Genomic DNA, 22274 nt, shown 5'->3' with positions numbered 1-22274 from the left:
AGGAGAAAAAACGCACATGTCCAAGAAAACCGGCATGGAAGAGGTTCAGCAACTTATCGACCTCGGTAAGGAAAGAGGCTATCTGACCTACGATGAAGTCAACGACATCCTGCCTGAAGGGATGGTTTCTTCCGATCAACTCGACGATATGATGAGTATGTTCGGGGAGATGGACATCGAGGTGGTCGACTCGGAAAGCAAGGTTTCTGTCAGCGAAAAGAAAGAAACTGGCAGTGCTGGTTCCGACGATGACGATGACGACGATGAAACCGAATACGAGGCCGGTGTGCTCGGTCGGACCAGCGATCCGGTACGTATGTATCTGCGGGAGATGGGCCAGGTTTCGCTGTTGACCCGTGAAGGCGAAGTTGAGATCGCCAAGCGCATCGAAGACGGTGAAGCCCAGGTGACCCGGGTTATCATGAAAACCCCGATCGCTTTCAAGGAAGTATTGATCCTTGGCGACAAGCTGGCCAAAGATCAAATCGGTGTGGCCGAGATCACCAAGGAGTTTGAAGAAGAAGAGGGCAGCGAGGTCGAAGAGAAGCAACGTCAGCGCACCCTCAATCTGATGGCTCAGATTCGGGAAAAAAACGAGAAACTGATGGCTTTGCGCGATCAGCAGCTCGAGGCGAGCAAGGAGGAGAAGCAGTCCCTGCTGGCCGAGGAACAGGAGCTGAAAGTTGCCACCGGCGAGTTGATGCGGGAAATCCGGCTGAAGGATTATCAGGTCGACAAAATCGTCGACCGCCTCAAGGAGCTGGCAAAGCAGGTTAAAAAGGGCCAGGCCGAAGTCAGTGCCTGCGAAGGGGAGCTGAGCCGCCCCTATCGTGAGATCAAGCGGCTGTTGCGTCGCATGCGCAAAAGCGACGACGATGCCCTTCAGGTTTCCGAGGAACTCAATGCCCCTATCGACACCCTGTTGGTGGTGGAAAAACGTCTTAAAAGCGCCCAGCGCAAGTTCAAGCGGGTCGAAGAAGAGTCGGGGTTTGCCCCGGCAGAGTTGCTGGCCTCTTTGAAGGAGGTTCAGAAGGGTGAGTGGCGGGCCAAGGCGGCCAAGTCCGAACTGGTGGAGGCCAACCTGCGACTGGTGGTATCTATTGCCAAAAAATACACCAATCGCGGTTTGCAGTTTCTCGACCTGATTCAAGAAGGCAACATCGGCTTGATGAAGGCCGTCGACAAGTTCGAGTACCAGCGGGGATATAAGTTTTCCACCTACGCTACCTGGTGGATCCGACAGGCCATCACCCGCGCTATTGCCGATCAGGCCCGCACCATTCGCATTCCGGTGCATATGATCGAAACGATCAATAAGCTGATTCGTACCAGCCGACAACTGGTGCAGGAGATCGGCCGCGAGCCGTTGCCTGAAGAGATTGCCGAACGCATGGAGTTACCGCTGGAAAAGGTTCGACGGGTTCTTAAGATCGCCAAAGAACCGATCAGTCTGGAAACACCTATCGGCGAGGAAGAAGATTCTTCACTCGGCGATTTTATCGAGGATAAGGGGGTTGTCTCTCCCCTGGAAGCTGTTATCACCGGCAACCTTTCGGATCAGACCTCTCGGGTCTTGTCGACTCTGACTCCCCGGGAAGAAAAGGTTTTACGCATGCGCTTCGGAATCGGCGAGAAGTCGGACCACACCTTGGAAGAGGTAGGGCAGGACTTTGCCGTCACCCGTGAGCGTATTCGCCAAATCGAAGCCAAGGCACTGCGTAAGCTGCGCCACCCGAGTCGGGCCAAGCGCCTGAAAAGCTTTGTTGAGACGACCTAAAAATCCTTGACAGGCATAAGGCAACATCCTAAACTGAAATACTAATTTTCGGGCCTATAGCTCAGTTGGCAGAGCCACCGGCTCATAACCGGTCGGTCCCAGGTTCGAATCCTGGTGGGCCCACCAATTGGAACAGCGATGAGTCCAGAACTCAGAATTCTTTAAACAAAAAAACGAAGTTCCGAGAGTGCAACGAAGACTGTTGCACTCTTCGTTTTTAACACCCCTCTAAAGTATGAAACAACGCATTGCTCGCATTCACGATCTGATAGGGCTTCTCAATGCCCTTTACCCCCCGACCCTGGCTGAAGCCTGGGACAATGTGGGGCTCCAGGTTGGCGATCCCCGAGCTCAAGTCAGCAAAGTTTTGGTTTGTTTAGATCCTACCGAGCAAGCGCTGCAAGCAGCTGTTGAACAGGGCGCTGAAGCGTTGTTATGTCACCACCCGCTTATTTTCAAACCCTTGAAGAATCTGACTCCCGGCGACGAAGCCGGGCGTATTCTCTTTGCTGCGGTACAGCAGAAAATAACAATTGTCGCTGCCCATACTAATTTGGATCGCGCCAGAAACGGCCTCAACGACTGGTTGGCTGCTGCGCTTCAACTGAACGAGTGCGAGCCTCTGTTGGGTGGCGATGATCAGCTGGTTAAGCTGGTTGTTTATGTCCCGGCCGGTTATGAGGACCAGGTTTCCGGAGCTCTGTTTAAGGCAGGAGCCGGTGCCATCGGCAATTACGACTGTTGTTCTTTCCGTGGTGAAGGTATCGGTACCTTCCGTGCTCACGAAGGCTGTTCCCCCTTTATGGGCCGGGTCGGAGAACGCAGCAGCGTTCGGGAGTTGCGTCTGGAGACGGTGGTGCCGAAAGAATTACTGAATCGGGTGATCGATCGCATGGTTCGCGCTCATCCTTATGAGGAAGTTGCCTACGACCTGTTCCCTCTGGCCAATCGCCGTAAGGAAATCGGCCTGGGGCGGATTGGTCGCTTGGCGCAGGCAACAACCCTCGCAAGCTTTGCCGAAAAAGTCAAAGAGGCGCTACAGGTCGAAGCCCTACGGATTGTGGGCAATGAACAGGACTCGGTGAGCAAGGTCGCTGTTTGTGGCGGAAGTGGTGCTTCCTTGTTGAAAGAGGCCGCCCGGCAGGGAGCCGATGTGCTGGTGACGGGAGATGTCAAATACCACGAAGCTCGCACCGCTGCCAGCCTGGGGTTAGCCCTCATCGACGCTGGCCATTTTGCTACCGAGCGTCTGATGGCCGGTCACCTGGCCACGGCTATGGCACAAGCGGCGACGGCGCGAAGTTTGAATATAGAGTTTTTAGAGATGAAAGGGGAGGAAGATCCGTTTAAGACGGTCTGATTCCTCTTTTTTTTCGGGCATTTGGGCCCCGAGAAAGGCGTGTAAGGAGAAAGATGGGAGGCAATATAGTGGAAGACCAGATGATACTTCTGAAGGAATTGCAAGGACTTGATCAAAAGCTGAACGCCATAGGCCAGGATCAGCGCAAGCTGGAAACCGAGCGCGAAGGGATCGACGCCGAAGTCGTTCGGATTCGGGAGATGGTGGCTAGCCTTGAAGGGTCTATTTCCGAACTGGAGGAGCAGCGTAGTCAATTGCGCCTGGCCCTCGATCAGGAGCAGGCCAATATTGAGAAGTCCGAAGGGCGTCTGCCCGAGATCAAGACCCAGAAGGAGTATCTGGCGGTACTTAAGGAAGTCGATACGGCCAAAAAACTCAACAAGGATCTTTCCGATCAGATCGAGGCAAAAAATGCCGAAATCGCTGCCTTGACCGAAGAGGCGACGGAGAAGCAGCAGAGCTTGACTGAAATGGAAGAGCAGATATCTGTTCGTTGCGGCGAGATCGAAGAGGCTCTTAAGTCCTTTGAACAGACCCGTCAAGGCCTTGTTAAGGAGCGGGATAGTCAGATCAAGCCCTTGTCGAGAGACCTGCAGAGACGCTATCGGCTGCTCATGGAGCGGCGTGCCGGGGTTGCCGTCGTCGAGGCGCGAAACGGAACCTGCCTCGGTTGCAACATGCATTTGCCGCCCCAATTGTTCAACAGCCTGTTTCTGGCTCAGGAAATCAAGACTTGCCCTCACTGCAGCCGCTTGTTGTACGTGGTCAAGGAAGACTGATGGCTTAGCCATCTCATGATTTGTTTTGATTCCATCAAAATAAGGTGGTCGGAGAAGGACAGATGATCGCCGGTCCGTATTACGGGCGGGAGGAAAGTCCGGGCTCCATAGGGCAGGATGGTTCCTAACGGGAACCGGGGGTGACCCCAGGGATAGTGCCACAGAGAGAAGACCGCCTTTTTGCACTTCGGTGCAGGGAGGTAAGGGTGAAAGGGTGAGGTAAGAGCTCACCAGGTCCGGCGGTGACGCCGGATGCTAGGTAAACCCCATCCGGAGCAAGGCCGAATAGAGGAGTGTTTGAGAGCGGTCCGTTCGAGACTCCCGGGTTGGCTGCTGGAGGCCGTCGGCAACGGCGGTCCTAGAGGAATGATCATCGCTTTTTTGCAGGTGACTGCATTAAAGAACAGAACCCGGCTTACGTCCTTGTCCGGCCACTCTATTTAAAACGGCACGCTTTGCGTTGCCGTTTTCTTTTTCCAGGAGCCCTATGACAGTAAACCGAACCGAGCTGCGCTGGAAAAGTTATCTGGACTCGGTGAGCACCGATTACGCGCAGCTTCCCGCTGTGGAACGGAGCTGGATCGACAGGGAATTGTCACGCATTGCAAGCCTGCAGCAGCAACTCGACGATTTGTTTCGCCGCGGCGACGGCCCAGCCGTCTGCCGCCGCTGTCTCGGTGCCTGTTGCGATTGCGGCAAGAATCATTTTAGCCTGGTTAACCTCCTGGCCTTTCTCTCTGCCGAGGAATTGCCCCCCGTCGCTGATTTTACCCTTCCCTGTCCCTTCCTCGGCCCAACAGGTTGTCGACTTGAAGTATCTCGCAGGCCTTTCAACTGCATTACTTTTATCTGTGAAGGCATTCTTGATCCCCTTGGGGAAGCGGGGTATGATGCCTTCCATGAACTTGAGGGCCAGCTGCGGCGCTGTTATCTGAATTTCGATCAGCGCTATGTCGGTTCCAGTTTGCGCGGGTTGCTGATCCGAGGCGAGAGTTTGGCCGGTCGCTCCTTTCTAAAACCTCCTGCTGTTCGGTTTGACCGATAAAAGGAAATGTTATGGATATCCACTTTGACCGTAAAAACGGTCATCTTGATGACTTGATTGACGACCTTATGCGGCAGACCGAAGTTCATCACCCCGCGATGATCCGGGAAATGATTATTAGTTCTCTTAAGGCAGGCCGCGAATCCGACTACCTGGCCGACCTTAAGCTCATGCGCACGACCATGAAGGAAATGCGCTACACCAACAAGGTTTTCGGTCCTCACCGAATGCGCAAGAAAGTTACCATCTTCGGTTCGGCTCGCACCGAGCCAGACGAACCCATTTACCGCAAGTGTGTCGAGTTCAGCCGCCTTCTCGTTGAGAGTGGTTACATGGTGATCACCGGCGGTGGCGGCGGCATCATGCAGGCCGGCAACGAAGGGGCCGGTCCCGAGAACTCTTTTGCGGTCAATATTCGCCTGCCCTTTGAGCAGGAGACCAATCCGGTCATGTCCGCCAGTGAAAATGTCATTACCTACAAATACTTTTTCAATCGCAAGGTTGCCTTCCTCAAAGAGGCGGAAGCCGTGGCCCTGTTTCCTGGAGGTTTTGGTACTCTCGATGAGGCCATGGAAACCCTGACCCTGATACAAACCGGTAAGAACCCGCCTATTCCCCTGGTTCTTATTGATGATGAAAACGGTGGTTACTGGGAGAAGTGGCTGGAGTTTATCAAGGATCCGCTGCTCAAGCGAGGGCTCATCTCCGGCGAGGATTTCAGCCTCTTTTCGATAACCCGCAGTGCTTCCGAGGCTGTGCAGATTATTGACGAATTTTACCGCGTCTATCACTCCATGCGATTTGTCGGTAATACCCTGGTGATTCGCCTGAATAAAGAGCTGAACGATGAGCAGTTGGCCATTCTGGAAAGCGAGTTTCCTGAAATCAAGGAACCGGGCAGCCGATTGCAGATTTCCGGACCGTTGCCCCAGGAAAAGGACCAGCCCGACCTGCTGCCCCTGCCCCGCTTGACCTTTGAGTTCAATCGCCGTAGCTACGGACTGCTCAAGGCCTTTATCCGCCAGATCAATAGCTTTTGATGGCGTCGCAAAAAGTCCGCCCTGCTGCGTTGCAGCAGTTTTTCAGGACTTCGACATACGCGATGTATGCCTTTACCCCTGAAAACTGCTACGCCTTGCAGGTCGAATTTTTGGCTTAGCCATCTGTTGAGTTTTGCCAAGGCAGAAATTTAAGTGTTTGCGGGCCGCTGGCGGCTGGAGTCAGGCCGGTTTTTGACTACGGTCAAAGATCGTATGGGGCGGGTAGGGGATAATTTTCGCAATCCAGGCACTTGTCAAGTCGATCCATGCATTGCGTAGCGAAAGGAGTCTGTCCGTGACCAAAAATTCGCACTGTTCCCACTGCGGTCATCCCTTTGCCGTCGATCAGCCCTGGCCTCGCACCTGCGGTAACTGCGGACGCATGAGTTTCGTCAACCCGCTGCCGGTGGTGGTTATGCTGGTGCCGGTGGATGATGGCCTGTTGCAAATTCGTCGCGGCATCGAGCCGGGCCGGGGTAAGTGGGCTTTTCCCGGTGGCTTTGTCGACCTAGGTGAGACTTGGCAGGAGGCTGGCGCCCGCGAGGTCTTGGAAGAAACCCATCTCCGGATCGATCCTGCTGAAATTCGGGAATTCCAGGTGCGCAGCGCTCCCGATGGTACCTTATTGATTTTCGGCCTGGCCAAGCCCCGGGGGGAAGCAATGCTGCCGCCTTTTGAGGCGACCGATGAAACCACTGAGCGGTTGGTGCGCCGAGAGTTGACCGGTATGGCTTTTGAGCTGCATGCGCAGGCCGGCGAGGCATTTTACAACGGGCATTCCCTATAGTTGAATGACGGGGGAACAACCCAGGGTTTAGATGCGGGTAATGTGCCTCACGTTTTGGCTCCAGGCATCACACAAACAAAAGGCCTGATCGAAAGATCAGGCCTTTTCCTTAAGCCCTAATTATTCGGAGGGGCATTTCCGATGGGAACAGACAGATGAACGAATCAAAAATAACTATTGGCCTAAGTGATCCCAAGAGCCCATCCAATGTTGGTGCCGTCATGCGTGCGGCGGGCTGTTTTCAGGCAGACGCAGTATTTTATACCGGTGAACGTTATGTTCGGGCAGCGCGGTTTAACACCGACACGAAGGACGTCAGCAAGAAGATTCCCCTAACGGGTGTATGCTGTCTGTTGGAAGGGGTCCCCAAGGAGTCAAAGATCATCTGTGTTGAACTGGTTGAGGGAGCTGTCCCCTTGCCTGAGTACCAGCATCCGGACCAGGCATTCTATATTTTCGGGCCGGAAGACGGCACCATCAGCCAGCAGGTTATAGACAAGGCCGATGCCGTTGTCTATGTGCCAACCATCGGATGCCTGAATCTGGCTGCAACGGTCAACGTGGTTCTTTACGACAGAATATCCAAGTCGTCCCTAACCGTTGCCAATGACGAATTGATTCGCCAGAGCCGAGATACGAACAATAACGTCAAGGTTAAAATTAAGGCTTAAGACAAGTGCCTGGGTCGCTTTGTGTCTTGCAGAGAAGAAGGACTAGGAGGCTCCGATTTCAACCTTGCAAAAAGTCTTCATCTTTTTCAGATGACTGATGCCGTGCTGACAGGCGGCAAAGACATCGGCGCTGTTGGGAGATGAGGCCGCAATCAAAGAGATGATTTCTCCGGCCTTCAGGCAGCCCAGCCGGCGAATCAGCAGCACATCGTCCAATTCCCACTTGTCCTGCAGATGCTCGGCAATGGCTTGCATTTCCTCTTCCATGTCACCCTTTCGCTGGTATTTGACACCGGTGGTCGCAGCCTGATTGTGTGGGGTTTCCTTGACCACCGCGTAGTGCAGCAACACCGAGCCCGCTCTATCCTTGGAGAGCAGGTCGTAAATAACACCTGGATGAATCGGTTCTTCGACAACCTGAATCATGGTACCTCCTTGTGATGCTCATGGTATGGCATTCTAGTTATTCGATGGACAGTTCCCGTAAGATTTGCCGTTTATTGAAGCCTCGTAAGAGCTTTCCGTTAATGACAATAAGCGGTACTCCACGACCACCCAGCATCTGGTATTGTTCAAGCCCTTCAGCAGACTTTTCAATATCATATTCGCGATAGGCTGCGTCAGCGGAATCAAACAGGGCGCGGGCCTGTTTACAGTAGCCGCACCAGTCAGTGCTGTACATAATGATCGTTGCGCCGGAGCTGGCCGGGACGACCGGCGCCGATTCAAATAAGCTGCTGATGCGCCCCCAGTTTTGAATGAGGGCCAGCAGGGCAATACACAATATGATTTTTTTCACGGGCCGGTTCCTTCGATTCTCTTTTTTTTAGATATCCCCATAATAGTTTTCTCAGAATAACATATTTAGCGGAATAAGATCCTGGCTGAAAAAAGGTTGAAATTGTCAATGCTTCCGTTGTTGACTCTTAGTTGCTTGCTCGTATCAGTTGAATAGGCTATAAAATCCATTGGTGACTCATAAACCCACTTAAAGAGGCTGACATGGAAGACAACAAGCTTGATCCTGAAGGGATCAACGAAGAGCAAGACGGTGAGGAAAGCTTTGCCGACCTTTTGGAAGAAAGTTTGATCGGCGCCGTTGAGCTGAAGCCCGGGCAGCAGGTTGCATCGACGGTACTGCAAATCGGCAAACAGTGCGTTTTCCTGGATGTAGGTCAAAAGGGCGAGGGAATTCTTGATCGCAACGAAGTTCAGGACGAAGAAGGCAACCTGACGGTCGCGGTCGGTGACAAGCTCAATGCATACTTTGTTTCCCGTGCTGGCGGTGAGTGGCGTTTCACCACCCGTCTTGCTTCCGGTGTTGCCGGAGCGGCCCAGATCGAAGAGGCCTGGCGCAGCGGTATTCCTGTGGATGGACGTATCGAAAAGGAAACCAAGGGTGGTTACGAGGTCAAGCTGGCCGGTGGAGTGAGGGCCTTTTGCCCCTTTTCACAACTCGGTCTGCGTCGCCAGGAGATGCCTGAAGAAGTCATCGATACCAGTCGGCCCTTCAGAGTTATAAAGTTTGGTGAACAGGGGCGCAACGTAGTGGTTTCTCATCGGGCGCTTCTTGAAGAGGAACGGGCGCAGCAACGGGAGGCTCTCAAGGAAACCCTGAAAGAAGGTATGGTGGTCAAGGGAGTCGTAACCTCTCTGCGTGACTTCGGTGCCTTTATCGATATCGGCGGCATCGAAGGCCTGCTGCCTATCTCCGAGGTTGGTTACGGTCGCATCGAAGATATCAGCCAAGTGTTGCAGGTCGATCAAGAACTGGAAGTGGCAGTCAAGAAGATCGATTGGGAGGCCAATCGTTTCTCCTTTTCATTGCGCGATACCCTGGCCGATCCATGGTCCAAGGTCGGTTCCATTTATGTCGAGGGAGCCAGCTACCCCGGCACCGTGGCGCGAGTGGCCCAGTTCGGCGCTTTTGTCACCCTGGAGGACGGTATCGACGGCCTTCTGCATATCTCCCGGCTTGGCGGCGGGCGGCGCTTAAAACATGCTCAGGAAGCCGTCAAGGCCGGACAAAAGCTGACGGTGACCATCGAAAAAATCGACCCCGATCAGCGCCGTATCTCTCTGGTTCCGGTAGCTGGAGAGGGTCAGGAGACCGCGGAGGTTGAAGCTGAACCCAGCCGAAGTTCTTACGAGGACGCACCGACCGGAAGCGGTTCCATGGGCACGCTCGGTGATATGCTCAAGGCTAAGTTGGAACAGAAGAAAAAGCGTTGAGGTGGAATTCTTTTGAGCCGCAAACCAAAAAAGAATACCGGTCGCAGCAAATCACCCCGAGCGGCAGAAACGCCAGGCCGCCAAGGGGTGATTGTCGCCCATCTCGGGGTAGCCGTAGAGGTCCTTTTTGATGACGGTGAGCGACACCAAGTGCGGGTTAAGCGCAGCTCCGGTCATGTGGTAGGGGATTCGGTACTGGTTCGCGGCGAAGTACTGGAACGGCGGCCCCGTAATACGGAACTGCGCCGTCGCGACGGGCGCGGTGCGGTGCATCTGGTCGGCGCCAACCTCGATGTCCTCGGTGTGGTGGTCGCTCCGCGGCCCTTGCCTCCATCCGGTTTTGTCGATCGGGCGATTGTGGCGGCCCGTGCGGCTGGGCTCCAACCCTTTATTATTGTTAACAAAGAGGACCTGGACGGTGCCGCTGAATTGACCGCGGAGCTGCGGGCGCTCTATGGTGCGTCGTTGCCGGTGTTTAGCCTTAGCGCCAAGGCGGGAGTGGGGCTCGACCTGTTGCGCCAGTTTATGGCCGAAGGCCATCGAGGAGCCTTCGTCGGGACCACCGGTGTCGGCAAAAGCTCACTGCTTAACGCCCTTTGCCCCGACTTGGGCCTGGCTGTCGGTGAATTGTGCGAAGCCCGCGGCGTTGGCCGTCATACGACTACCGTGGCAACGCTGCATTCCCTTGCCGGTGGCGGCGAACTGATCGATACACCCGGGTTTCGAGACTTCGGCCTGGTCGATATAGTTGTTGACGAATTAATTGTTCACTTCCCCGGTTTTGAGCAGGCCATGATGGTCCGCTGTCGTTTCCGCGATTGCCGGCACCGGGCAGAGCCCGGCTGTGCCGTGACCGCTCTGGTGGAAAAGGGGGCTTTGGCGGAAGGTCGGTATCAGGCCTACCTCGACCTGCTGTCTGAGATTGAAAACGCACAAGATGAGGCACGCCGCAGGGAGTGGAAGAACTGAGAATGGAAGTCAGTGCTGTTTCAGTGTTTCTTCTTGCCCCAATCAACCTCTCTGTTTACATAACAACCATCCCCTCCTCCGTTCTTGCCTGAAACTAGCTCCCAAGCTTTTTCCCTTATGGCTGATAAACTTGCCTTTTGCGGCCACGCAGTCTTGATCAGGAGGCGGCTAAAAGAAAAATGAGGGCCGACGTAGCAGCGGCAATAATAAGTGTTCGTGCCCCGGACCACAACCAAAACGTGCCGCTAATCCGCCCCAAAAAGACGCCCAGCAGGAATAATAGGCATAGCGCCAGCATTAAGGCGAGTTCCAATGCGTCAAGTGGCAATCCTAAAGGAAAAGTCGCCACCCATATTGGCGAAATAATGATCAATGAAATAAGCAGAGGTGAAATGCCATTGACTATTGCAATCACAAAAGGGAGCAGGCGCGCAGCTTGTCCGTAAGTGGAGTTGTCCAAGTCCTTAAGCATTGCCTGCTCAAGATCATGAAGTTCCTTTTTTTGTTCTGCGGTTTCACTAATGTAGGCACTGGTCAGGCCACTCATTCCGAGAGCAATGGCAGCCCCGAAACATGCGTTAATGATAATTGGAAAGTTCGTTTGGTCACTGACATAAAAACCCGTGATTATGCCAAGCATCGTAAGTGCACCGTCAAAACCATTAACAATAAAGTACCGTCGTACGATTCTTTGCGAACGAGTAATCTTCAGCAACAATTTTAGCTGTTCAAACAGACCTCTAACTAACGACGTGTTCCGCCTAATCAGGCTCATTTTCTACCTCTACCTTGTCGATGCTGTGTATTGACCCGCCCATGCTCGAAACTGCATCAGCGATCGTATCGTAGTGCAAGTTTTCTCCTACGATAACTATGACAACAGTTTCCGTTTTTTCATCGACTTCGGTAACGGTCAATTCGACACGGGAACCTGGCGATTTTTCGGCAATAGATAAAGTAAAGTCTATGCTGTTAGGATGGTGAGGTTTTAGTACGTCCAGCACGATTCTTTTTATTAAAAGCATAAATCACCAGCTAGAGGAGGTTGCTGATTGATTGCCGAAAAACAGCGAATTGAGGTTCTTTTACTTGCCGTCAATACAAAACTACGCCCACCTGTATTTTTATAGTCAACCATGCGGTGAGAGGCTATCCCTCAAAGCATTGATTGAATAAAAAACACCAGTTTCTTAATAAATCTTACCTTGTTCCAGGCCAAGTTCAATTTCAATATTATTGAAGACTTTTTTGCTGGGCAGACATTAATTCGTAACACCTGCCCACAATCGATTACATGTCGTCTAGCTCATTGTCTTAAATCGATAGTGCCCATCCGGAAACTTCGGATGGCACCGCGTCGTTTTCATAAGGGAGCCGAGCAGTTTTCTCCAGGGGCAAGAAAATCGATCGTTTGTACGGAGGTGTAGCTGTCTACGCCAGATACGCAAACCTGCAGATTGACGCGGAGATTGGGGAAAAGACCCGTTTCCGGATGGAAGCTAGTTAGTAATTGTGGCTGCCGGCATCCCTGCGGAAGAAAAAAGGCCCGCCAATTTTTCCGGCACTCCTATCGATTGAATTCTTGACAAAATCATTCAAAAAGGCTTGCACAAAAGTCGCGTCAATCGTAAAACTATCGGGTTGAAATTTCGTTGAGAATGTGCGCTTCCGTTAACCCCTACTTACGGGATCCAGAAAATGATAGAACCTTTTAAAATGGCCTACACCGTCCTGGGCGGGCTTGGAATTTTCATCCTCGGCATGAAATTCCTGTCGGAAAGCCTGCAGATGCTTTCGGGGGGGCTTATCCGCAAGGCGATCTCTTCCGTCACCACCAACCGTTTTTTGGCTGTGTTGGTCGGTCTCAGCGTCACCGCCTTCGTCCAATCCTCGTCCATCACCACGGTCATGGTCGTCGGTCTGGCTAACGCCGGCCTGATGCAGTTAAGTCAGGCGATTGGAGTCATTTTAGGCGCCAACATCGGCACCACCATTACCGGCTGGATCCTTGCGGTCAAAATAGGCAAGTACGGCCTGTTGTTGGTCGGTCTCGGTATCTTTCCAATGCTCTTTGCGAAAAATGAGCGTATTTCGGGAGTCGCCAAGGTTCTGGTCGCCCTGGGTATGATCTTTTTCGGCCTGGAAATCATGAGCGGGGCGTTCAAGCCATTGCGGAGTGCCGAGGGGTTCAGGAACCTGATGCTCATCCTCGATGCCCAGTCGCTGCCGAGCCTTCTCGGCTGCGTTGCCATCGGCTGCCTGATGACCATGGTCATCCAGAGCAGTTCGGCGATGCTCGGCATCACCATAGCCCTCGCCTCGACGGGGGCCATACCGATGCAGACCGCCATTGCCCTGGTCCTTGGGGAGAATATCGGCACGACTATCACTGCCCAGCTGGCCGCCCTCGGCAGCACCTGCACTGCTCGGCGCACCGCCATGGCCCATAGCATGTTCAACGTCCTGGGAGTGCTAATCATTATTTCGCTCTTTTCCCCCTTTATTAGCCTGGTGGAGGCCATGGTCCCCGGTGTTGCCAATTACGTCAACAGTGAAGGGAGCCGACCCTACATCGCTGCCCATATTGCTTTCGGCCACTCCCTTTTCAATGTTGCGGCGACCCTGATCATGTTGCCTTTCATCCAGTATTTAGAAAAAGTGGTTGTCAAAGTCATACCGGAGACCGGAAAGGCAGGAAAAGGTCCATTCAAATATTTCGGACCACCTGGCAGTATGCCAGTGGCTATGGGCGTTTCGATGGTCCACGAGGAGCTCAAACGGATGGTAGGGGACGTCCTCCAGGCTTTACAACATGTCGGCAGCCTGCTGCAGCCTGACCTTAAGGGGCGGGATCGTTTCAGCCAGAAGATAAAAGCGATCGAAGAAGAAGCTGATATCATGCAGAAGGAAATCACCACTTTCACCGCCTCCCTGATGCAAGCCGGCAAGGCCAGCCAGGAGCAAGCGGATCGTGCGTATGCCTATATTCGTGCCGCCGACGAGCTTGAAACCATTACGGACTATGCCTTCTCGGTCAGCAACTATTTGAAGCGGCTCGAAAAGAATGAACTTAATTTTAGCGAAGGCGCCTGGAAGGATTTGGAGGGTTTCCACACCGAGGTTTTAGCCTTTTTCACCCTGGCAGGAAAGAGTCTTAATGGCGAGGATAAAGTCAGCACCAGCGAAGTGTTGAAGGAAGCCCGCCGACTCAATGATTTGGCCGACACAATTCGTGATTCGCACCTCGTGCGGATGAAGTCCGGCTCCTGCAGCGCCCTGTCGGCGCTTATATTCAGTGATATGGCTATCGCTTTGCGCCGGATTAAGAACCATACGGTCAATCTTCACGAGGCTCTGTCGATTGAAGTCCAGTAAGGTGAGCCATTGGTGGCCGCATATTTCACAGGTTGCCCCGACAAGTTGATCGTTGCAGAAAAGGGTTTGGAGATTGTTGCCTGATGATTTGAACGATACAGGGTAATCCTAGAATATAAAAAAGCGGCGGAACCGATCGGTTCCGCCGCTTTTTTTTGCTAATTGTACTTTCGTTATCGTCTTAAACGATAACCTTTTCTATGGCCCAGACACCACAGGGGCAGATGCCGGAGCAGATTCCGCAGCCAATACAGTATTGCTTGTCGGATACGTACTCAAAGGAACCGTCGAGGTTCTCTTTGCGGGCGATGGCCCCTTCGGGGCAACTTTCCAGACACATGGAGCAGTCGCGACAGGTACCGCAGCTGATGCAGCGATGAACCTCTTCGCAGGCGTCCATGATTTGGAAGCGGCCACGGTTGCGGGCCTGGAAAGACTCCTTGCTCAGTTTCGACTGAGGAATCATTTCGGGCTTGTGCTTGGCGACCAGCTCAAGGCCGTTCAGGTAGTCGTCGATATATTCGGAGACCTCGCGACCGCTGCCGATGGCGTGGGTCAGGAGACCGGGTTGAATGGTATCACCCAGGGCGAAAACGCCGGGAGCCTGCTTGGACTGCCAGCAGTCGTCGACGTCCATCATGCCTCGGTCGGTGAGCCATTCACGGGGCACGTAGGAGAGGTCGGGACGTTCACCGATGGAGATAATGACCGTGTCGGCCTCGATAAGGCGACCGTCCTTGGTGTGCAGTCCCTCTTCGGAGATCTTCTCGGTAAAGACCGGCCATTGAATCTGGCCACCGAGGGCTTCGAACTGATCGATCTCCTTTTGGTAAGCGGCCGGGCGCTGTACGTCGATTGCGGTGACTTGCTGGGCACCCATGTGGTAGGCAGCGATAGCAACGTCCATGCCGGCGTTACCGGCACCGATTACCACCACCTTGCGGCCGACTTTAGGATTCTTGCCGGCGTTGACTTTCTTGAGGAATTCGAGGCCCTTAAGCATCCGCTCGTGGCCGGGAAAGGGGATGACCACCGGGTTGTGGGCACCGCTGGCGATGACTAAAGCGTCCGCTTTGGCACGAATCTCATCGAAATTGCCCTGTTCGATCTGGTGGCCGGTTTCGATATTGACCCCAATGCTCTTGATTCGGTCGACTTCAGCGCCCAGCACCTCACGAGGCAGACGCTCGCTGGGAATGGCCTGGCGCAGCTTGCCGCCGACTTCCTCGTCGCCTTCATAGATGGTTACGCTGTGACCACGCAGGCCAAGCTGCCAGGCGGCGGACAGACCGGCAGGGCCGCCACCGATTACGGCGACGTTCTTGCCGGTTGCCGGCAGCATCTCAGGTGCTTCGACGTCCTGCGAGAGGCGGCCGAGCTCCTGCATGGCTACCGGTTTGTCCAGGTAGCGCCGGCTGCAGGCGTCCATGCAGAGGTTAGGGCAGACCTGGCCGCAAACACTGGCCGGGAAGGGCGAGTAGCGCAGAACCAGTTCCAGGGCTTCCGCGGTCTTGCCTTCGCGCAGCAGGGCGATACGGTCCTGGGTCGGAATGCCTGTCGGACAGGCCGCCTGACAGGGGGCGGAAAAGGACTTGTTCTGCCAATGAGGGATCTTCAGTCGACCCTCGTCGGTGTTAACAAAGCCGGCTACATAATCGTAGTCGTCGGTGACTACGTCGCCGAAAATACCGCCCTCAACCCATTTGTCGAGGCGAAATTCACGCATGGTGATGCGCTCAATCGACTGACGTTCTTCATAGGTCTTGGCAACGATCTTCTTCCATTGGGAGAAGTCGGTCAGTTCTTCTAAAAGCTGGGTTTTTTCGATCTTGTCGAGAAATACCGGCATGTTGTCGGTAAGAAACTGGCGATCCCCGTCGTCCAGTTCGAGCATCCAGACATCGTTGGACAGGCCTTTGACCGGTCCGCGGACGTAGATGGTGCCGCCGACCATACCGACGCAGCCGCGGTCGCCAAGAACCGATTCGAACTCCTCGGCGTCGTAGCCGCAGACGACGGCGATGCCGCCGCCCATGAATTCAAAGGAAAAAGAGCCGGTGTTCTTCAGGATCCACATCTCCGGCGGATTGTGGGCCGGGTCATGCTTCATCAGGGAACCGGTACGGGTACCGCCCCGGCCGGCGACATAGATCTGGCCGCTGGCGGCGCAGTGGCCGGTGGTGTCACCACCGTCGCCCTTGAGGATCAGGGTAGCGCCGGCGTTAAGCCAGCCGACGTCGGCAGGAGCGGGACCGTTGATGGTGATTTCGGTGCCTGCGAGGCCGAAGGCCCCGACCCGCTGACCGGGGTTCTTGACCGTGAACTTCAGAGGCTTGCCGTCTTCGCTCCAAAGGGGTCCACCGATATCGTGATGGCCCGACGAGAGAACTTCAAATTCGGTCTCGCCGGCCTCCAGGGCAGCGTAGATCTTCTGCAGCAATTGCTGCGTGGAGATACGCTGATTGTTTTCATCAAAACCATTAATATAGGCTGCCATTGCTTGAATCTCCTTAGCAGACGTACTGAACCTGCAAACGATCGGCTACCGCTTTGTCGGTGGAAATCAGACAGTCGGAGCGGCCGATAGGCAGGGCAGAGTTACCGATGGGGGCCATGAGCTTGCGCAGTTCCATGTCCATGCCCAGGAAGTAGTTGACAATGTTCTCAGCTACCCGCTCGGGATCGAGGCGTTTGGCGAGTACTGGTTCCTGGGTGGTGATACCTGCCGGACAGAGGCCGGTATTGCAAGCGTTGCAGCGACCAAGGTCGTTGCCAAGGCAGCCGGCCAGTTGTAGGATCAGCTTGCCAGTGAAAACGCCGTTGGCGCCGAGACACATCATCTTGAAAGCGTCCGCCGCCAGGTTGCCGTTTTTGCCGAGGCCGCCGGCCGCCCACAATGGGATCTGGCCCTGACGACCCTGGGCTACGGCAGCAAGGTAGCAGTCGCGTAGTTTGCTGACCGACGGATGGCCGCTGTGGTCAAGGGAAATGTCGTGGGCTGCACCGGTGCCGCCGTCGATACCGTCGAGGAAGAAGCCGCCGACGATGTTGTAAGGGTCACGGACCAGGTTGTTAAAGACCGAGACGCTGGTAGCGCTGGCTGCAACCTTGATAGCCACCGGTACGCGGAACTTGAAAGCAGCGTTGAAGGAGAGGAACATCTTCTGCACGCTCTCCTCAATGGAGTACAGGCCCTGGTGGTTGGGGGGCGACAACAGGTCGGTGCGGGGTACGCCGCGGATGGCCTGAATGTGCTCGGCAACTTTGGCCGCCATCAGCAGACCGCCATCGCCGGGCTTGGCGCCCTGGCCGATCTTGATCAGAACGCCGGCAGGATCTTCCACCATGTCGGGCATGGCCTGAATGATACGGTTCCAACCGAAGTGGCCGGAAGCGATCTGCAGGATCATGTACTTGAGGTACTTGCTCTTCAACAGCCGCACCGGCATGCCGCCTTCGCCGGAGCACATACGCACCGGCAGGCCACATTCCTCGTTGAGGTAGGCGACGGCCATGGCGATGGCTTCCCACATGCGCCAGGACAGGGCGCCGATGGACATGTCGCCGATGATGACCGGATAGATCCAATGCACCGGCGGGGTCTGGCTGTCCTGTATCAGCTTGCCCTCAGCGCTTTGCTGAAAGGGCAGAGCTTTGGAGGGCAGCACACGACCCAGGGGCGCCAGGCAGTCGAAGGTGTGGCGCTGAGCATCGAGGCTCGGGTCGGTCATCTGAGAAATGCGACCGACGCGAAGGGTGTCGAGGGTGCGCTCTTTGACTTCCAGGTTGTTACGGCCACCACGCTTGGGACCGGAGCCGGTTGCGGCCGGATAGACCACGTTGAACCGGGAGTCGGGATTACGCGAAGCGCTGATGGCACTGTTGGGGCAGACTCGCTCACAGACGCCGCAGCCGCGGCAGAAGTTTTTGATCACGTTGCGCTGGGCAATGATCGGTTGAGCGGAGAAACGGGTTTTCGGTTCCGGAGTCTCGCTGTCGGTAAAGATCATCCGCCGCCGTTCCATCTTCGGGCCGATGGCGTCGAAGGTGCAGGCCGCAATGCAGGAACCACAGAGGGTGCAGCGGTTCGGGTCGTAGGAAATCTTCCACGGCAGATCGTTACAGGCGAGGTCGTTAATTTTTATTGTTTCCATCTTTTGACCTCCAAATTATCGTCGATGACCACGATTTCACGTTCGTTGGGGTAAATGTCCACTTCCCAGTTGCGGTCGGGCAGGACTTCGTTGATGCCGCAGACCTCGGAGGAGATGGCAACCGTGTCTTCGTCTCGACCGACGACTACCGGACGCAGTTTCTTGGCGTCGCAACAGGTAAACATGGTGTTGTCGGGCAAAACGCCGATGATGGTGTTCGGGCCGTTGATCTCCAGGTGCGCCAGGGACTGGCGCATGGCCAGCAACTGGGCCTTGTCTTCACGCTTGACCAGGTCCTCGAAGGGCAGCGGGGTGACGACATGCTTGTAGTAAGGGAGTGGCCAGCCGAGTTCCTTGTGCACGTAGTGCAGGGAATAGAGAAAGCACTGGGAGTCGGACTCGAAACCGATATAGCCTCGATGCAGGCTGCTCTGGAACTCTTTGTTCTTCTGGTAAAAGGTGTTCTCGCCGTTGGCCAGCGCCGTGTAGCCCTGCAGGAAGAAGGGGTGGGCGGCGTAACGCACGATGGCGTAGTTGGTGTTCTGCCGGCACTGGGCGGTGATAACCTTGGCGGTGAAGTCTTCGTTCGGCTCCCACAGGTTGAAGTAGGTGCCGATGGCCCTCGGGTCACCGATCTCTTTGAGGGTAATGACATCGGGCCAGAAGGAGTAGGCAAAGCCCTTTTCGTCTTCTTCCATGGCGGCGCGCAGTTCCAGGCGGGTATCGGTAAGCAGTTCACCCTTTTCCTTGTCGCTGGCGTCCTGGTACTCCTTCGGATAGTCGAAGGTTTCAAATACGTAGTTGGGCATGGCCTCAATGTCCAGGCCTGGCTGGGGGTTGGTCTCCGGAACCCACTGGTGAACGCGGCGGAAGCCTTTAGCGTGCAGCAGGTCTTCGGCGATTTTCAGACCTTCGTCGGTGCAAGCCAGGGACAGGGTCGGAAGATGTTTGTAATCTTCAAAGATCCCCCCCAGATCCTGCATGACCATGGCAAATCCCGAGTTGTCATGACCCTTTTGCTGCGATTGCATGAGCAGCAAGGCCTTACTCGGGTGCATGTAGTGGCGGCTTTTGAGAGCTCCAATACGACACATGAGCGATTACCTCCAAGAAGCGATTTAGTGGTGCAAGGTTGCGGACTACGTCCAATGATTATTGTCGGACCGTTACACAGTAGCAAACAGAGTGCCACAATTTGCATTTGTCGTAAATATTTGCTTTGGTAAGAAAAAGTACAAATAAAACAGTAGCTTGCTGGCTTGATGAATTGTTCGGGAAGTGAAGGGTTATTAAGGGACGTGGCAGGGCAAGAAGGTTGGATGAGTAAAAGTGCTCAGGTGGGTGTGTTCAGGTTACACAGCACAAGGCCCGGCTCTAGACGTAGAGCCGGGCCTTGTAGTTAAGGCTTAAAGGTTGTAGCCGGTTTCCGAGTGAGCGGTCTGATCGAGACCGATAATTTCGTCCTCGTGTTCCACTCTGAGGCCCATGGTGGCCTTGAGGATCAGCAGCAGGACGGTGGTGATGCCCACCGCGTATGCGGCTGCGGCAGCGATGCCGACGAACTGAACCCAAAGTTGGTGGAAGTCCCCGGTTAGAACGCTGGTGGCACCGACGGTGGCGAAGACCCCGGTGGCCAGGGCGCCAAATGCGCCGCCGATGCCGTGAATGCCGAGTACGTCCAGGGAGTCGTCATAGCCGAGTTTGTGTTTCAGCATGACGCCGCCGTAGCAGACGGCGCCGCCGAGCAGGCCCATCACAATGGCCCAGCCTGGAGTGACGAAGCCGGCGGCCGGGGTGATGGTGACCAAGCCTGCGACGATACCGGAGGCCACGCCGAGGGCGCTCGGTTTACCGGCCAGCAGCCATTCGAGCAACATCCAGGAAAGAGCCGCGGCGGCAGCCGCGGTCTGGGTGGTAGTGAAAGCCAGGGCGGCGCCGCCGCCAGCGGACAGGGCGCTGCCGGCATTGAAGCCAAACCAGCCGAACCACAACAGGCCGGCACCGAGCAGGGTCATGGGCAGGTTGTGGGGTGCCATGCGCTCATGGGGAAAGCCCTTGCGTTTGCCGAGGAACAGGCAGAGTACCAGTGCGGAGATACCGGAAGAAAGATGAACTACGGTGCCGCCGGCGAAATCGAGAGCGCCCATTTCCAGCAGCCAGCCGCCCTCGCCCCATACCCAGTGGGCCAGGGGGTCGTAGACCAGAACGCTCCACAGCAGAATGAACACGCAGTAGGTGGAAAACTTCATTCGTTCGGCAATGGCGCCGGAGATCAGGGCCGGAGTGATGATCGCAAACATGCCCTGGAACATGACGAACACATAGGTCGGAATGGTTCCGCTCAGAGAGTCCGGACCGATGCCGTTAAGAAAGAGGTTCTCCAGGCTGCCGATGAAGGGGCCGGCGCCGCCAAAGGCCAGGGTGTAACCTACGACCACCCACTGCACGCCGATGATGGCCATGGCGGCAAATGTATGCATGGTAGTGGAGAGGACGTTCTTGGAGCGGACCATGCCGGCGTAAAACAGAGCCAGTCCCGGGAGCATGATCAAGACCAGCGCAGTGGAGATCAGCATCCAGGCGGTATCGCCAGTGTCGGCGGTTTCCGCCGCCAGGCATAGGGTTGGTAGCAAGGTGAGCCCGAACAGGGCGGGCAGTGTCGCCAGAAGCTTGTGCATGATTTTCTTTCCTCCGATGGGGATGTCAGTTTGTGCTGCCGGTGCGAAGGACAGCGTTGCTCAAGTTGGCAGCAGCAAACCCCGTGCCGAAAAAAATATGCACATAGTTTCAGTAGGTTATAAATCTACCTATTGAAGGCGTGATCAAAAAAAAGGCACTGCTGCACAGAGAATAGGCGCCGAGTCTCTATTGTAACAACAAAAAGCCCCTGCAAAAGGCAGGGGCTGGGAGAAGATTAAGCAAGAGGGGCTGGCCCTCATGAATAAATTGGGTCAGAGGAGTTCGACCCAGTCGTGGGGATCGGGTTGGCGACCGTACTGAATGCCGGTCAAGGCTTCAAAGAATTTCATGGTCAGGGGCCCAACCTGGTTGTTGCTCAGGGTGACGGTGCGATCTCGATAGGTGAACTGGCCGACGGGGCTTACTACGGCGGCGGTGCCGGTGCCAAACGCTTCGGACAGGCGGCCGTTGCTGGCTCCGTCCATTATTTCATCGATAGACATGGCCCGTTCTTCAATTTCCAGGCCCATTTCTTTGGCCAGGGTAAGGATGGAGCGGCGGGTGATGCCGTCGAGAATGGTTCCATGCAGAGGCGAAGTGACGATCTTATCGTCATAGACGAAGCAGATATTCATGCTGCCGACTTCTTCGACGTATTGGCGTTTCACGGCATCCAGCCACAATACCTGGTCGAATCCTCGCTCTGCCGCTTCCCTTGCGGCCAGCAGGCTGGCAGCGTAGTTTCCGCCGGTTTTGGCTTCGCCGGTACCGCCCGGTGCGGAGCGAATGTATTCGTCGGAGATCCAGATGCGCACCGGTTTGAATCCGCCCTTATAGTAAGGGCCAACGGGTGAAAGGATAATGTAGCAGAGGTATTGGTCGCTCGGCTTGACTCCCAGCACCGGTTGGGTGGCAATCATGGTCGGGCGGATGTAAAGGCTGGTTCCCTCGCTTCGTGGCACCCAGTCGGCTTCAAGGCGAATGAGTTCTTTGAGCGCGTCCAGAAAAAAGTCTTCATCGACAGGGGGCATGCACAGTCGCCGGGCGCTGCGGTTGAAGCGGGCGATGTTGTCCCGGGGGCGAAACAGGGCGATATTACCGTCAGGGCGGCGAAAGGCTTTGAGCCCTTCAAAGATCTCCTGGGCGTAATGCAGGACCAGTGCCGCCGGATCCAGGGTAAAGGGGGCATAAGGAGCGATGCGCGCTGAATGCCAACCGCGACCGGTGTCATATTCCATGACGAACATGCGATCGGTAAAAGTGCGGCCAAAGACCAGGGAGGCTTCGTCCTCGATGGGTGGCTTACGTTCTGTCAGGGGCAGGATTTGCAAATCCATGGTACCAGTCTCCGGGCGGGATTGTATTTTAATGGGAGCTGCAATTTTTAGCATAATGGCTCCCCGCCT

The 22274-nt window shown here is 55.2% G+C and carries 19 protein-coding genes, 1 tRNA gene and 1 other RNA gene; 12 read left to right on the top strand and 9 right to left on the bottom strand.

The features are described 5' to 3' along the window. Positions 1 to 16 precede the first annotated feature (16 nt). From rpoD to A7E78_RS08260, 9 genes are all read left to right on the top strand, one after another. The gene (gene rpoD, locus A7E78_RS08300) at positions 17 to 1777 is read left to right on the top strand and encodes an RNA polymerase sigma factor RpoD (RefSeq protein ID WP_072283782.1); all 1761 of its coding nucleotides are present in this window, start codon (positions 17 to 19) and stop codon (positions 1775 to 1777) included. Positions 1778 to 1827: 50 nt separating this feature from the next. Further along, positions 1828 to 1903 (top strand) — tRNA-Ile (locus A7E78_RS08295). A 109-nt stretch (positions 1904 to 2012) separates the two neighbouring features. After that, positions 2013 to 3137 (top strand): Nif3-like dinuclear metal center hexameric protein, encoded by a 1125-nt coding sequence (locus A7E78_RS08290; protein ID WP_072283781.1) that lies wholly within the window; start codon positions 2013 to 2015, stop codon positions 3135 to 3137. Positions 3138 to 3217: 80 nt separating this feature from the next. After that, the gene (locus tag A7E78_RS08285) at positions 3218 to 3916 is read left to right on the top strand and encodes a zinc ribbon domain-containing protein (RefSeq protein WP_158516089.1); all 699 of its coding nucleotides are present in this window, start codon (positions 3218 to 3220) and stop codon (positions 3914 to 3916) included. A gap of 50 nt (positions 3917 to 3966) precedes the next feature. Further along, an RNA gene (gene rnpB / locus A7E78_RS08280) (RNase P RNA component class A) lies at positions 3967 to 4349 on the top strand. Positions 4350 to 4403: 54 nt separating this feature from the next. After that, positions 4404 to 4961 carry a hypothetical protein gene (locus A7E78_RS08275; RefSeq protein WP_072283780.1) on the top strand — a complete coding sequence of 186 codons (558 nt, stop codon included), beginning with the start codon at positions 4404 to 4406 and terminating at the stop codon, positions 4959 to 4961. A gap of 11 nt (positions 4962 to 4972) precedes the next feature. Continuing rightward, positions 4973 to 6001 carry an LOG family protein gene (locus A7E78_RS08270; protein WP_072283779.1) on the top strand — a complete coding sequence of 343 codons (1029 nt, stop codon included), beginning with the start codon at positions 4973 to 4975 and terminating at the stop codon, positions 5999 to 6001. Positions 6002 to 6296: 295 nt separating this feature from the next. After that, positions 6297 to 6788 carry an NUDIX domain-containing protein gene (locus A7E78_RS08265; protein WP_072283778.1) on the top strand — a complete coding sequence of 164 codons (492 nt, stop codon included), beginning with the start codon at positions 6297 to 6299 and terminating at the stop codon, positions 6786 to 6788. A gap of 155 nt (positions 6789 to 6943) precedes the next feature. Continuing rightward, complete coding sequence (locus A7E78_RS08260) at positions 6944 to 7459, top strand: RNA methyltransferase (RefSeq protein WP_072283777.1); 516 nt, start codon at positions 6944 to 6946, stop codon at positions 7457 to 7459. 42 nt (positions 7460 to 7501) lie between these two features. On the opposite strand, the gene A7E78_RS08255 is transcribed toward A7E78_RS08260, so the two are convergent. Both A7E78_RS08255 and A7E78_RS08250 read right to left on the bottom strand, forming a co-directional pair. After that, complete coding sequence (locus tag A7E78_RS08255; protein WP_072283776.1) at positions 7502 to 7885, bottom strand: molybdenum cofactor biosynthesis protein MoaE; 384 nt, start codon at positions 7883 to 7885, stop codon at positions 7502 to 7504. A gap of 37 nt (positions 7886 to 7922) precedes the next feature. Then, the gene (locus tag A7E78_RS08250) at positions 7923 to 8258 is read right to left on the bottom strand and encodes a glutaredoxin family protein (protein WP_072283775.1); all 336 of its coding nucleotides are present in this window, start codon (positions 8256 to 8258) and stop codon (positions 7923 to 7925) included. A 203-nt stretch (positions 8259 to 8461) separates the two neighbouring features. Here A7E78_RS08250 and rpsA point away from each other — a divergent pair, with 203 nt between their 5' ends. Together rpsA and rsgA are read left to right on the top strand one after the other, a co-directional pair. Continuing rightward, a complete protein-coding gene (rpsA, locus tag A7E78_RS08245; protein WP_072283774.1) occupies positions 8462 to 9691 on the top strand; it encodes a 30S ribosomal protein S1 in 1230 nt (409 codons plus the stop codon). Positions 9692 to 9703: 12 nt separating this feature from the next. Beyond that, on the top strand, positions 9704 to 10660 hold the full coding sequence (gene rsgA / locus A7E78_RS08240; protein WP_083552900.1) for a ribosome small subunit-dependent GTPase A: 957 nt from the start codon (positions 9704 to 9706) through the stop codon (positions 10658 to 10660). Between the two features lie 157 nt (positions 10661 to 10817). Here the strand turns inward: rsgA and A7E78_RS08235 are convergent, their stop codons facing one another. Both A7E78_RS08235 and A7E78_RS08230 read right to left on the bottom strand, forming a co-directional pair. After that, complete coding sequence (locus A7E78_RS08235) at positions 10818 to 11435, bottom strand: VIT1/CCC1 transporter family protein (protein WP_072283773.1); 618 nt, start codon at positions 11433 to 11435, stop codon at positions 10818 to 10820. After that, entirely contained in the window at positions 11422 to 11685 is a 264-nt protein-coding gene (locus A7E78_RS08230; protein WP_072283772.1) for a DUF211 domain-containing protein, read from the bottom strand. Before A7E78_RS08230 ends, A7E78_RS08235 begins: the two co-directional genes overlap by 14 nt. 673 nt (positions 11686 to 12358) lie before the next feature. Between A7E78_RS08230 and A7E78_RS08225 the strand changes: the two genes are divergently transcribed. After that, positions 12359 to 14035 carry a Na/Pi cotransporter family protein gene (locus A7E78_RS08225; RefSeq protein WP_072283771.1) on the top strand — a complete coding sequence of 559 codons (1677 nt, stop codon included), beginning with the start codon at positions 12359 to 12361 and terminating at the stop codon, positions 14033 to 14035. Between the two features lie 181 nt (positions 14036 to 14216). Here the strand turns inward: A7E78_RS08225 and A7E78_RS08220 are convergent, their stop codons facing one another. The 5 genes from A7E78_RS08220 to A7E78_RS08200 form a co-directional block, all read right to left on the bottom strand. Continuing rightward, positions 14217 to 16532 (bottom strand): FAD-dependent oxidoreductase, encoded by a 2316-nt coding sequence (locus tag A7E78_RS08220; protein ID WP_072283770.1) that lies wholly within the window; start codon positions 16530 to 16532, stop codon positions 14217 to 14219. A gap of 13 nt (positions 16533 to 16545) precedes the next feature. After that, positions 16546 to 18189 (bottom strand): glutamate synthase-related protein, encoded by a 1644-nt coding sequence (locus A7E78_RS08215; RefSeq protein WP_072283769.1) that lies wholly within the window; start codon positions 18187 to 18189, stop codon positions 16546 to 16548. Then, complete coding sequence (locus tag A7E78_RS08210) at positions 18177 to 19283, bottom strand: class II glutamine amidotransferase (protein WP_072283768.1); 1107 nt, start codon at positions 19281 to 19283, stop codon at positions 18177 to 18179. Before A7E78_RS08210 ends, A7E78_RS08215 begins: the two co-directional genes overlap by 13 nt. 312 nt (positions 19284 to 19595) lie before the next feature. Further along, the gene (locus A7E78_RS08205) at positions 19596 to 20867 is read right to left on the bottom strand and encodes an ammonium transporter (RefSeq protein WP_072283767.1); all 1272 of its coding nucleotides are present in this window, start codon (positions 20865 to 20867) and stop codon (positions 19596 to 19598) included. Between the two features lie 273 nt (positions 20868 to 21140). Further along, positions 21141 to 22205, bottom strand: coding sequence for a branched-chain amino acid aminotransferase (locus A7E78_RS08200; RefSeq protein WP_072283766.1), 1065 nt, complete (start codon positions 22203 to 22205; stop codon positions 21141 to 21143). Between the last annotated feature and the right edge of the window lie 69 nt (positions 22206 to 22274).

It is taken from the genome of Syntrophotalea acetylenivorans (genome assembly GCF_001887775.1).
Lineage (GTDB): Bacteria > Desulfobacterota > Desulfuromonadia > Desulfuromonadales > Syntrophotaleaceae > Syntrophotalea_A > Syntrophotalea_A acetylenivorans.
Note: the sequence above shows the minus strand (reverse complement) of the source record. Positions and strands in the feature narration are given on the sequence as shown.